The 12,224-nt window shown below is 59.2% G+C and carries 12 protein-coding genes and 1 pseudogene; 8 read left to right on the top strand and 5 right to left on the bottom strand.

From position 1 onward, the window contains the following. Nucleotides 1-561: 561 nt before the first annotated feature. The 4 genes from B0G76_RS42515 to B0G76_RS43950 all read left to right on the top strand — a co-directional run bounded on the left by B0G76_RS42515 (nucleotide 562) and on the right by B0G76_RS43950 (nucleotide 3,774). Nucleotides 562-822 carry a hypothetical protein gene (locus B0G76_RS42515; protein WP_147394072.1) on the top strand — a complete coding sequence of 87 codons (261 nt, stop codon included), beginning with the start codon at nucleotides 562-564 and terminating at the stop codon, nucleotides 820-822. A 762-nt stretch (nucleotides 823-1,584) separates the two neighbouring features. After that, nucleotides 1,585-2,790: a group II intron reverse transcriptase/maturase gene (gene ltrA / locus B0G76_RS22400; protein ID WP_259460674.1), complete on the top strand. Its 1,206-nt coding sequence runs from the start codon at nucleotides 1,585-1,587 to the stop codon at nucleotides 2,788-2,790. Between the two features lie 166 nt (nucleotides 2,791-2,956). Beyond that, nucleotides 2,957-3,367, top strand: coding sequence for a transposase (locus B0G76_RS43945; protein WP_259460675.1), 411 nt, complete (start codon nucleotides 2,957-2,959; stop codon nucleotides 3,365-3,367). Further along, entirely contained in the window at nucleotides 3,277-3,774 is a 498-nt protein-coding gene (locus tag B0G76_RS43950; protein WP_259460862.1) for an IS5 family transposase, read from the top strand. Before B0G76_RS43945 ends, B0G76_RS43950 begins: the two co-directional genes overlap by 91 nt. Before the next feature lie 1,046 nt (nucleotides 3,775-4,820). Here B0G76_RS43950 and B0G76_RS22410 read toward each other — a convergent pair. Beyond that, nucleotides 4,821-6,122: an MFS transporter gene (locus tag B0G76_RS22410; RefSeq protein ID WP_120294482.1), complete on the bottom strand. Its 1,302-nt coding sequence runs from the start codon at nucleotides 6,120-6,122 to the stop codon at nucleotides 4,821-4,823. 409 nt (nucleotides 6,123-6,531) lie between these two features. Between B0G76_RS22410 and B0G76_RS22415 the strand changes: the two are divergent. After that, a pseudogene (locus B0G76_RS22415) lies at nucleotides 6,532-6,960 on the top strand (response regulator transcription factor); the annotation flags it as partial. A 216-nt stretch (nucleotides 6,961-7,176) separates the two neighbouring features. On the opposite strand, the gene B0G76_RS22420 reads toward B0G76_RS22415, so the two are convergent. After that, nucleotides 7,177-7,809: a TetR/AcrR family transcriptional regulator gene (locus tag B0G76_RS22420; RefSeq protein WP_120294483.1), complete on the bottom strand. Its 633-nt coding sequence runs from the start codon at nucleotides 7,807-7,809 to the stop codon at nucleotides 7,177-7,179. A gap of 123 nt (nucleotides 7,810-7,932) precedes the next feature. On the opposite strand from B0G76_RS22420, the gene B0G76_RS22425 reads away from it, so the two are divergent. From B0G76_RS22425 to B0G76_RS22435, 3 genes are all read left to right on the top strand, one after another. Further along, a complete protein-coding gene (locus tag B0G76_RS22425) occupies nucleotides 7,933-8,667 on the top strand; it encodes an SDR family NAD(P)-dependent oxidoreductase (protein WP_120294484.1) in 735 nt (244 codons plus the stop codon). A gap of 64 nt (nucleotides 8,668-8,731) precedes the next feature. After that, nucleotides 8,732-9,499 carry an SDR family NAD(P)-dependent oxidoreductase gene (locus B0G76_RS22430; protein WP_120294485.1) on the top strand — a complete coding sequence of 256 codons (768 nt, stop codon included), beginning with the start codon at nucleotides 8,732-8,734 and terminating at the stop codon, nucleotides 9,497-9,499. 27 nt (nucleotides 9,500-9,526) lie between these two features. Further along, a complete protein-coding gene (locus tag B0G76_RS22435; protein WP_120294486.1) occupies nucleotides 9,527-10,123 on the top strand; it encodes an NADPH-dependent F420 reductase in 597 nt (198 codons plus the stop codon). Between the two features lie 363 nt (nucleotides 10,124-10,486). On the opposite strand, the gene B0G76_RS22440 is transcribed toward B0G76_RS22435, so the two are convergent. From B0G76_RS22440 to B0G76_RS22450, 3 genes are all read right to left on the bottom strand, one after another. Beyond that, nucleotides 10,487-11,041 (bottom strand): TetR/AcrR family transcriptional regulator, encoded by a 555-nt coding sequence (locus tag B0G76_RS22440; RefSeq protein WP_120294487.1) that lies wholly within the window; start codon nucleotides 11,039-11,041, stop codon nucleotides 10,487-10,489. 68 nt (nucleotides 11,042-11,109) lie between these two features. Continuing rightward, nucleotides 11,110-11,841, bottom strand: a complete 732-nt coding sequence (locus tag B0G76_RS22445) for a GNAT family N-acetyltransferase (RefSeq protein ID WP_120294488.1) — start codon at nucleotides 11,839-11,841, stop codon at nucleotides 11,110-11,112. A 43-nt stretch (nucleotides 11,842-11,884) separates the two neighbouring features. Next, nucleotides 11,885-12,223, bottom strand: coding sequence for a hypothetical protein (locus B0G76_RS22450; RefSeq protein WP_120294489.1), 339 nt, complete (start codon nucleotides 12,221-12,223; stop codon nucleotides 11,885-11,887). Nucleotide 12,224: the final 1 nt, after the last annotated feature.

The following is a 12,224-nucleotide window of genomic DNA, read 5'->3' on the forward strand; positions in this document are numbered from 1 at the left end:
AACCTATTAATTTATAAAAAATTGTGCTCGAATTACATTTGAGGTTCGAACAAATAAATTTGACCTGCCCATCGCACGCTTCTCGCCGCAAGAGACAAACGAAACCTGTTCTGGCTGCGGAACGATGTCGGTATCTTGATTGGTCCATCGACTCGTTCGGCAGCAAACGGCGACTTGTGCGAGTACGCGAACGGGGCGGCTCAGGCTCGCGCTCACAGTGTAGATATGCAGATTGCGCAGGTTCATTCCCGTTGCACAAAGGGGCTTCTCATGCGAACGATTATGAGACATCGTTGCCAAGGACATTTCCATCCGTCGTGAAATGCGGATTGCAAAAATGTGGGGTTGGATCAGCGGGCGGGGGCGGAAGTACACGGGCACGGACGTCGTCGAGTCCGAGTCGATATCGGATACGACTCTTATCAATTGGCGAGACGGCGGCAGAGCTGGGCGTAGTGGTAGGCACGCTGCGACGTCGGCATCGACAGAGATTATTGATGCCATTCGGCCGGACTGTCGGCGGACATCGACGATACATCCCTACTCAATTGGCAGGCGACGATGAGCAACATCAATATCCAACGTGCGATCGATAATATCTGTTCTACGACGACGATCTTTACCCCAATCGTCGAAGTCGTCGTCAATGCGATTGAAGCCATCGAGGAGGCTGATAGGGCCGATGGTTTAATCCGGCTCAAGGTTTGCCGGTCGGCCCAGCAGGAATTGGATTCGGAGGAGAGCGATTCCAAGATCATCGATGTCCTGATTGAGGACAACGGGATTGGATTTACTGAGGTGCACGGCAAAAAAAACACTTGAAGGTTTGGTGCCGCTCAGCGTGCAGGAGATCCGCCGGCTGCTCTGTCGCATCCTGTGGCGCGGCGCCCACTCTATCGCGTACGTGTTGTCCTGGTCGGCATGGCGGCGCCGACACCAGTACCGCGCCCAGCAGTGCCACTACCGAAGACGAGGATGTGTGCCTCCAGTTTACCTAGATCTACGGCTGTAGTGTGTGTCACGAACACGGGCGGAAGCCTGTGATGCTGTATCAAAGATGGGAGCAGGCCTCCCGAAGCCGGCCTGCAGGGGCAGGCTTCAAACCGCCCGGTGCTGCTGCGTTCAAAAGGCGTGGTGGTGAGCGACCGAGGAAAAGTCATCCGTGAAGGATGGCAGGTACGTATTGGGAAGATGAGCGAAAGCAAACTGGCCGATGACGCATCGTTACGTACAAACATACTGTCAAAACCGGGGTTGACTACAGGCTCCAGGACAAGTCGGGACGATACCTGTTTACGGACCCGTCGGCAGTCGGTGTATAGGCGGCATGAGCCCAATACAGGCTTTGATATGGAACGTGAGAACCTTTCTCCGGATGCAAAGGGAAATGACGAATGGCAGACACCATGAGGAAGAATACCGATGCCGGAGCGAGGGGCGGAGCCGCCTGTAGTAGTGTTGAAGCTCCTGTAATGGGAGTGGAGCGAAGGGGCGGCGTTATCCAACTGACGAAGGTCATCAACCTGCACTGCGGGGAGGAGTGACATGACATCAGCGAAACCTTACTGCATAGCGAAGCGGGTCGTGTGGGAGGCGTATCAACTGGTAAAGGCCAACCGTGGCGCTGCCGGCGTGGATGATGAAACCATCGCCATGTTCGAACAGAATCTCTCGGGAAATCTGTACAAACTGTGGAACCGGATGGCATCGGGGTCGTACTTCCCGCCGCCGGTGAAGCAGGTGGAAATTCCGAAGGCCAAGGGCGGCACGAGAAAGTTGGGCGTGCCCACCGTGTCTGATCGAATTGCTCAAAGTGTTGTCAAGCTCATGATCGAGCCGACACTCGATCCGGTGTTTCATCCTGATTCTTATGGATACCGGCCGGGCAAGTCGGCTAAACAGGCGATTGCTGTGACGCGCAAGCGTTGCTGGCAGTATGACTGGGTTGTTGAGTTTGACATCAAGGCGGCGTTCGATCAGATCGATCATGCGTTGTTGATGAAGGCGGTGCGAAGCCACATCAGGGAGGACTGGATCCTGTTGTACATCGAGCGGTGGCTGACTGCGCCGTTCGAAATCGCGGACGGAACGAAACTGTCCCGGACGCGAGGTGTTCCACAGGGTGGTGTGGTCAGTCCAATCTTGATGAATCTGTTCATGCATTACGCGTTCGATAGCTGGATGAAGCGGACGTATCCACAATGTCCCTTCGCGCGCTACGCCGACGATGCGGTGGTTCACTGCCGCACCCAGGCGCAGGCAGAAGCGGTGATGCGCTCTATTGCATTACGGCTGGAGGAATGTGGGCTGACGATGCATCCGGAGAAGTCGAAAATCGTGTACTGCAAGGACAGCAAGCGTACTGGTGCCTTTCCGAACGTGCAATTTACGTTTCTGGGCTTCACGTTCGGGCCCAGGGGGGCGCGCAGTCGACACAACCGGCTATTTACCGGCTTCCTGCCGGCGGTGAGTGGCGACGCGCTCAAACGGATGAGGCAGGTGGTGCGGGGCTGGCGGGTCCATCGCCGCACGCCAGCGACGCTTGAAGAGATCGCGCAGTTATGCAACCCGATGATACAAGGGTGGTGGAACTACTACGGGGCGTTCTATAGGTCGGAGATGCGAAAGCTCTTCCACTATATAGACCAGAAGCTTGCACAGTGGGCCAGGCGCAAATACAAGACACTACGGCGGCGAAAGCAACGTAGTGTCCGATGGCTCGGCAAGATGAAGGAACTCGCTCCACGGTTGTTCGTTCACTGGCGTATCGCTCGGCGCGAGGTTGGGTAACGGGAGCCGGATGAGGTGCGAGCCTCACGTCCGGTTCTGCGAGAGCCTCGGGGTGAAACTCCCCGGGGCTACTCACCATTAAAGGCCAGTTCAAAAAGAGCCCGAAAGGGCTGTTTACTTTTCCACGAAACGGTTAACCTTGGATGCCTGAACAACGGATCAAGGAATGCCGGCACCTATCATCGATGACGAACTGTGGGCACTGATCGAACCGCTACTTCCACCGCCCAAACCGCGACGCAGGCGGTACCCTGGACGGCTGCCGGTCTCGGACCGTGCAGCACTCAATGGCATCCTGCTCGTGCTGAAGACAGGGATGCGATGGAACCATTTCCCGACCCGCCTGGGCTTCGGCTCTGGAGCGACGTGCTGGCGTCGGTTGCACGACTGGCAGCAGGCCGGAGTGTGGGACAAGCTGCACGGGCTACTGCTCGACAAGCTGCGCGAATCTGGCCAGCTCGATTTCTCATATGCGGCTGTCGATTCATCGTCCGTGCGAGCCGTTGGGGCCGGCCAAAAACTGGGCCAAACCCCACCGATCGCGCACGACCAGGGTCCAAACACCACGTCCCCGTAGACGCGAACGGCGTTCCTGTCAGCGTGATCGTGACCGGCGCGAACCGCAACGATGTCACGCAACTGCTGCCGCTGGTCGATGCTATCCCGCCGATTCGCGGCACTCGTGGCCGACCGCTTCGCAAGCCCAAGGTCATCTACGCCGACCGTGGCTACGACTCCGTCTCGCATCGCCGCAGACTTCGCGAGCGTGGCATCAGACCGGCCATCGCCAGGCGCCGCACCGAACACGGCAGCGGCCTCGGCAAGTTCCGTTGGGTCGTCGAACGGACTCATTCGTGGCTCCATGGTTTCCGTCGTCTTCGCATTCGCTTCGAACGCCGATCTGACATTCATGAAGCATTCCTCAAACTAGCCTGCTCACTCGTCTGCTGGAACATCTTCAGCCGAACTGAGCGCCCTTTTTGAACTGGCCTCTTAGGGACGAATGCTCCCGCGTCGAATCGCAACAGCGGCATTCGGAAAACGCAACGGCTGTCGTTGTGGCGTAACGAAAAATCAAAGGCAACAGCGGTACTTACGCATAATTTTTTAGCCATCCCGATAACAGTCTGCGTGTCGAGCGCTATCGAATAGTCGAAAGGGAATGCGGCTTCGACACCCTCTCGCATTTCCCTGTCGGTATCTTTGTCGAGAACGAAAACGCCATTCTTTGGCAGCAAGCCTCGAATGCCGTTGTATTTGGCGATGCGTCTAGAAAGCGGTTTCAGACGCCGCGCAGAATTGAACCAGCCAACAGCCGGTTTCTTGCAGCAACCGCGATGCATACACGAAAGCCTGCTCAAAGTACGCTTTGAAACGGGGACGGTACGACAGGAACGCGCTCTAGTTCTGCCCCGGCATCAATGGCGACGGATAAGTTGGCGTGAAGGGGGCGGGGCGCAATCGCGCGCAGCTGAACAGCGTGGCTCTGCTGGAATCTCGATAGGCGCGGGGCTTCGTACGCGGGAGATGCGGCGAGGTCAGATTTGTTTGCAATTTGTTTTGGCGAAACCAGCTTTCTTTGTCACAAACCTTGCGGCGGGCCCGTTCCATAAGGCTTTGCGCTTGAGCTGACTCGTCGCTGCTTGCATTAGGTCCGAACGAGCGAACTTCACGATCTATAGCAAGCCGCTCAACTAAGGCTGAGCAATTCCAGAGTCGCCTCGGAATTTGCCTGAGAATCAACGGGTTAGCGCCAAGTCAGATTTCTTTGTCGTCGATGGGAGGTGCTTGCTAGTGAGTGTGGAGCAGATTTGTTTGGCGAAAGCGGCCAAGTCAGATTTGTTTTGCCCGGATCAGGTTTCGATTGAGCGTGACCAATGAGGCACATCGTAGGCCGATGCAGCGCACGATGTTTCGGTCTGACGTGGAGTGTGGATGTCGCCGAAACTGCCGGAAAAGCGGAGCGGGGAGCCGATGGAACAATGGCGCACGTTGCGTGCGCCGTTGCAAAACAGCTCGAATCAACTCGATTAGCGTGCTTGCGGCGCGTCTTTGATAAACAGCGTAGTCAATGCCCCGACAATGCAGATCGCGCCGACATACAGCGGCGCGGCCATCGGGTTCGACTTCATCATCAGCGAAACGGCGATCGGCGTGAGGCCGCCGAACACCGCGTAGGCGACGTTATACGAGAACGAGATACCCGAAAACCGCACGACCGGCGGGAACGACTTGACCAGCACGAACGGAATCGCGCCGATCACGCCGACGAAAAGGCCGGCCACGGCGTACAGCGGCACCAGCGCCGACGTATCGACAGCGAGTTGCTGGAACATCACGTAGTACGTCACCGCCAGCGCAAGGCCGCCGATGAAAATCGTGCGCCCCGCGCCGATCCGGCCGGCGATCGAACCCGCCATCACGCAGCCGATCGTCAGGCACAGCGTCGCTACGCAGTTCGCCAGCAACGCAGTGGCCGGCGCGATATGAAACTGCTTCTGCAGCAGCGTCGGCGTCATCAGAATCACCACGACGATCGCGGCCGACAGCATCCACGTGAGCAGCATGGACACGATTACGGCGCGGCCATGGTCGCGCAACACGGCCTTGAGCGGCACTTCCGCGGCAATCGCCTTGCGTTGCTTGAGTTCGGCGAACACCGGCGTCTCATGCAGCCAGCGGCGCAGATAAACCGAGAACATGCCGAATATGCCGCCCACCAGGAACGGAATGCGCCATGCGTACGCGGCGATTTCCGCGGGCGCGAAGTTGCGGTTCACCGCCGATGCGATCAGCGAGCCGAGCAGGATGCCCGCCGTGAGGCCGGCCGTCAGCGTGCCGCATGCATAGCCGATATGCCGCTGCGGCACGTGTTCGGAGACGAACACCCACGCGCCCGGTACTTCGCCGCCGACCGCCGCGCCTTGCATCACGCGGAACACCAGCAGCAAGACCGGCGCCATCACGCCGATGCTGGCGTAGGTGGGCAGCAGGCCCATCATCAGCGTGGGCACTGACATCAGCAGCACGCTCAGCGTGAACATGCGCTTGCGGCCAAACAGGTCGCCGAAGTGCGCCATGATGATGCCGCCGAGCGGTCGCGCCAGATAACCCGCCGCAAAGATGCCGAAGGTCTGTACCTGACGCAGCCAGTCCGGCATCGCTGCGGGAAAGAACAACTGGCCGATCGCGGGCGCAAAGAATACGAAGATGATGAAGTCGTAGAACTCCAGCGCCCCGCCGAGCGCGGCGAGGCCGAGCGTCTTGTAATCGCTTCGCCCAAGAGGGCGTGGGGTGACAGCCTGCGCTCCACCCAGATTTGTCGCTTGCATTGCTTGTGTCTTGTCTTGAATTGGGAACCACACGTAGCGCGTGGAAATGTGGCGGTCGTCGGGCGAGAAGTGTGGCAAGCGCTGGGTAGAGCACGGAACACCGGCGCGCCGGCCCGGATAGGGCAAGCGCGGTGACGACTGGGGCCAGGGCGGGGATTTTACAGGATGAAAGCCGGGTACTTCGGGAAGTGCTTAATTAGATTGGGAAAAGTTCCCCTATATGCGTCTTTTCGACAGCGGGCAGGACCGCGAGAGCCGCACGTCGTGCGAGCCGCAGCGGTTGAGTGTAGGAATGCCTCGCATAGCTGTCGGAGCGAGGCGATTGCTGCGCAATTTAGGAATGCTCCTATGGGATGGCTTGGGCGTCCCTCTGAGAATCGCGTCCGAGCTACTAGTTAAGAGTCATCCCATGCGTATTGCCATCCTTCAGCGTGACCCCGTCATGCGTCAGTCGATCGAAAAGATCCTCATGAGCGCCAGCCATACCTGTATGGCCTACGACGACGGTTTGACCATGTCGAAAGCGCTCGCCCGTTCCACCGTGGATATGCTGCTGGTGCTGGACTGGCAAGGCACGCGCCTGTCTGGCGCCGAAGTTTTGCGCTCGGTGCGCGCGGTCGGCGGCGATCGCCTGCCGGTCCTGTTCGCCTCGGCGGAGACATCCGAGGACAGCGTGGTGCGCGCCTTTGCCAGCGGGGCCGACGACTATGTCACACTGCCGTTGCGGCCGGGCGAGTTCCGCGAGCGCGTTGCGGCGTTGCTGCGCCGGGCTTATCCGGACCGTTTCAGCGCCGCGAGCTTCGATGTCGGCCCCTACCGTTTCGACATTTCCCGTCGCCCGCAAAGCCTTATCCAGCAAGGGCTGTTCAATATTTGTTCAAAATTCGTTCAAAACTCCCAGTGCTGATTCGCTGCGCTCGGAGGTGGTGTGTAGGCGTTTCCGATGACTGCTTTGTGAACTGATTAATGTGCGTCGCCGTCCGGCCAACAGCGGCCGATCGCTCAAGTGCACTAACGGCCATTCGAGTGTCGGCTCCAGCCAGCTTTCCGCCGTCTAGTTTGAATCCCCAAGGCTTCCCTGGCAGGAAGTATCCGTCGGCAATTTGATTCGCCGCGTTGCCTTCCTGGCATCGTTGCCAGGCCGACTTGTCAGGATGGCGCTCGTAATGAGGTGAACGAGATGATCCGCTCGTGGCGCGAATGAGGGTTGGTCGACCGCCCAGCCGAGAGCCGTTATCAGGGCGAACAGGTCGTCCCCATTCATATCGGCGCGCGCCGTTCCCTCGGCCTGAGCACGGAGCAGTAGGCGCGCGCCTGCTGAGTGCACCGCTGCGCACGAAGCATAAAGCGCGGAATCCGGGTTCGAGTGGGCTGCCGCCATCATGGCGACAACGCCCCTGTAGCTTTGGGTGAATACCACCAGTTCCCGAAACCAGATGAGAAGTGCTTCGTCAGCCGAAGTCGATGTCTCGAGCTCGGCTGCCTTCTGCGTCAGTGCATCCAGATGGGTACACAGCAACGCTTCGAATAGAGCTTCTCGTGTCGGGAAATGACGAAGCAGCGTGGCCAACCCGACGCCGGCCCGGCGAGCAATATCGCGCATCGATGCGTCAGCACCATGCTCGGTGATGACATCACGCGCGACGGTGAGGATCTGGCTGCGATTTTTCTGAGCGTCGGCTCGCATAGGGGATGTTGACAAGTGGATCAGTGATCCATATAGTGTTTATATGGATCACTGATCCATATCATACAGCGCTATATGGCATTTCTCCAGCTTCCGCTCAACTCCAATGAAAGAGCACATGAAATGAACAGACTGAATGGAAAGACCGCCGTGGTCACCGGCGGCGCTACCGGCATCGGCCTTGCCGCGGCAAAGCGCTTCATCGAGGAAGGCGCGTTCGTCTTCATCTTCGGCCGCCGGCAGGAAGCACTCGATGCGGCTTTGGCCGACCTCGGGCCTAATGCCCGCGCGGTGAAAGGCTCTGTCTCCAATCTGGCCGACCTCGACCGACTCTACGCGGCGGTGAAGGCCGAGCGCGGAACCCTCGACATCGTTTTCGCCAATGCCGGGGCGGGAAGCCAGCTTCCGCTCGGCAAGATCACATCCGAGCACATTGACGAAATCTTCGACACCAACGTAAAGGGCTCGATCTTCACGGTCCAGAAGGCGCTGCCGCTGATGGGTGCGGGCGGTTCGATCATCCTGACCGGATCGAGCGCCGGCACCACGGGCGCCCCGGCATTCAGCGCCTACAGCGCGAGCAAGGCGGCAGTGCGCAACCTCGCGCGGACCTGGGCGGAGGATCTGAAGGGCACAGGCATCCGGGTAAATGTGCTGTCGCCCGGGCCGACGGCGACCGAACTCGCGAAGGAAGCGTTGGGCGAGGAAGGCGTGAAGGCCTTCGGCTCGATGACTCCGCTCCAGCGCATGGCCGATCCGGCGGAGATCGGGGCGGTGGCCGCCTTCCTCGCGTCGCAGGACAGCAGCTTCATGACCGCCAGCGAGGTCGCTGTTGACGGCGGCCTGGCGCAAATCTGACGCGCCACGCCCGGCCGGTCACGCCAGTGATCCGGTTATGCACACATCTACTGAGGAAAATAAAATGGAACGACCCCTTAAAGGAAAAACCGCTCTCGTTACCGGGGCATCGCGGGGCATTGGCCGCGCCATCGCCGAACGTCTTGCAAAGGATGGTGCGACGGTCGCGCTGACCTACAACGCCAGCAAATCCGGCGCGTACGATGCTGTCGCGGCCATCGAGAAAGCGGGAGGCACTGCGTTCGCGATCCACGCGAACCTCGTTGACCCGGCGACAGTCCCGGCCCTGTTTGAGAGACTCGATGACGAGTTCACCAGGCGGAAGGGAAGCAAAGCTCTCGATATTCTGGTGAACAACGCCGGCAATTCCGGCTGGGTTGGCTTCAAGGACGCGACGCCGGAGAGTTGGGACACCCTGATCGCGGTCTACGCCCGCGCGCCCTTCTTCATCGTCCAGGCCGCTCTGGATCGTCTCGCAGATGGTGGACGCATCATCAACATCTCATCCGCTGCCGCCACGAAGCCCGTAACAGCCGCGCCCGTCTATTCGATGGCCAAAGCGGCCATCAACAACCTGACCCATGCGCTCGCGTCCGAGTTGGGGCCGCGCGGAATTACCGCGAACGCCGTAGCGCCGGGCTACACGCGAACGGACGTGAACGCCGCCATCCGGGAGAATCCCGAACTCGTCAAGGCGGTCGAGGCTGAAATCGCGCTGGGACGCTTTGGCGAGCCTTCGGAAATCGCCGCCGTCGTGGCGTTTCTCGCCTCCGATGACGGCCACTGGGTGACCGGTCAGACGATTGAAGCGAGTGGCGGTTACAAGCTCTGACCACGCCGCAAAACCAAAGGAGAACATATGAGCTACGCAATCATCGGCTTCGGCAAGATCGGCCACGCGCTTGCCAAGGCGTTTGCCCGCAGCGGTATCGAAGTATCCGTTGCAACCACGCGCGACCCGGAAAACTTTGCGTCCGATGCCGCCGCGATCGGACCCGGAATCATTCCCAAAACCCTGGCGGAAGCCCTCAAGGCAGACACCATCTTTTTAGCTGTCCGTTTCGAGTCGCACGCGGAGGTCGCGAAAGCGCTGCCGAACTGGAAAGGAAAGACCATCATCGACGCGATGAACACGTTAGCCCCGCTTGAGGAGCTGGACGGTCTCCCGTCCTCAGTTTTCGTCGCGAAGGCGTTCACCGGAGCCAGGCTGGTGAAAGGCTTCAACCATTTGGTCGCTGCCGTCCTTGACCAGGACCCGGCCGTACACGGTGGCAGGAGAGTCGTGTTCCTGGCGAGCGACGATGACGGCGCCGCAGCGGAGGTTGGTGCGCTTGCGGAAAAACTCGGTTTCGCGCCAATCAACCTCGGCGGGCTTTCGGAAGGTGGGCTGCTGGTACACGCGCGCGGAAATAGCTGGGGTCAACTGATATTCAAGGATCTCATCAAGTTTAAATAGCGGCGCGTCATGACAAAGTCACAGCAGCCACGCGCATCGCCAAACGCATGCGGGGATCTGATTGAGATTCAGTTAGTGATTCTGAACGAACGCATCATAGCCGCTAACGACCCACCGACCCCGAGCACCTGTATCGGCAGACGTGATGCGAACGAATGTCCGTTCGGAATTGGAAAGCGGTTGTTGTTGACATGGTGACGCGGATGACGGCTCGGGGTCGCGTGCCGCCAATCGCCAAAAGGCACAGACCGGCCAACTGCGGCCCTCCAGCCGCTGATCCGCGCAGACATTCGAGCGTCCGCTCTGCTCCATCAACCGGCTTATGGTCGAAGCCAGCGAGTTATCTTTTTCCGCTGATCGACATCATTCGTACATCTTGAGCATCTCCGCCAGCGCTCCTTCGATTATCCTGTTCGACAGACTCGGATCATTCACGGCGCGAGCGAGCGCTATTGAACCCACGCAGGTGCTGAAGACCATTACCGCTTTAGCATGGGCGTCTTCTGTATCCGGCAAAGATTGTGCGAGCGAAGCGATGATCTCACTGACACGTTCAGTGAATGCCTCGCGGGTTGCTTCGGGTGCGCGCGGTACGTCGTTGACTAACGCTGAAATTGGGCAACCTCTGCCGAGGTTGCTCCGATGGCTTTCCGACACATATGTGCTTATTGCGCGCTCAGGCTCCGTCTTGAGCGCGGCCCGAAAATGGTCGATGTCCTGCAGCGCCATGATGAAAGCCTCGGTCACAAGCGTATCGCGTGACTCGAAATGCTTGTAGAAGCCGCCAACAGTCAAGCCAGCTTCTTTCATGATGTCGCCGACACTGATCCCATCAATGCCACGCTCGCGGAAACGACATGCGGCGACCTGCACAATCCGCTGATGCGTGGCCAGTTTGTCAGCTTGTGAGTGCCCCATTTTTCAGTCTCAAAGATGTATTGTGCTGTGAGTCAACTTCAGTTCGCCCGGGGCTCCCGCAGCAGCGGTTAGCTCACGTCGCCCGATGACCTCACAATTGCCGTCAGTTGCAAAGTCCTGGCAATGCGAAAGCCGAGCTCCCGATACAGACGAACGGCGGAAAGATTATTGGTGAACACGTGAAGGAACGGCACTCTGTCGCGTTCCTGGATTGTTGCCGACAGATGGTCCATCAACAGCCGGCCCAGCCCTCGGCCACGCCATTCCGGGTGCGTGCATACGGCGCTAATTTCGACGTACTTCCCGGCAGTCATTCGTTCGCCCGCCATCGCCACCAGCTGGCCGCCCTCCCTGATGCCAAAGAAGTGACCTAGTTCGTTGGTTCGGGCGTTGAATGGTCCGGGTTCCGTTAGCTCGGCGAGTCGGAGCATATCAGGTGTGTCGTCGACGCCGAGTCGCACGATCCGCTCGTCGGACGATACGGTGAACCTGTTGGCGGCAACCATCTGATTGGCGACAGCCTCGCGCACGACGTCGAAGCCAGACGGCAAGTTCGGCTTGGCCGCAGTGAAAAATGATAGGCGCTGTCCCGGCTGGAGCATCGCTGCAACTTGCGAGACGCTTTGCGCCGAGTAATTCTGCGCGGCCCCGAACGGTGCAAATTCCGGGCGATACCGGGCACCGCCTTCGCGGCGCTCGACGAAGGACAGAGGCGCTTCGCTCAGAGCGATCCATACGGGATTGGCGAGGTATTCCTCGGTCGCGATCTCACTGGCTGCATCGATGTGGGAGGACTGCATGACAAGCTCCTGTTTATTCGTCTTCTCTGCTGTGGAATCGCGGTCAGGCGAACCGTGCCGCGTGCTTCCTGATAAACGCCTGTACCGTCATTGGCGGCGTGCCGGTCAATTCCTCGATGAAGGAATTAGTACCGGCGAAGATGCCTTCCTGGTAATCGACGGCAACCGAAAGTAGATGCTGCGCGAAGGTGTCGCTAAATTTTGCGTCGGTGTCGAGGCGTTTTTTGAACAGGTCAAGATCGACCGGCTGATACGTCACCGTCCTACCCAACGCCTTGCTGATCTCTGCCGCAATCTCATGGTGATTCATTTCGACCGGCCCGTACAGCGGATATACCTTGCCCGCGTGCGGTGCCGGATCGCGAAGGATGGCGGCAATCACG

This window comes from Paraburkholderia sp. BL23I1N1 (genome assembly GCF_003610295.1).
Taxonomy (GTDB): Bacteria; Pseudomonadota; Gammaproteobacteria; order Burkholderiales; family Burkholderiaceae; genus Paraburkholderia.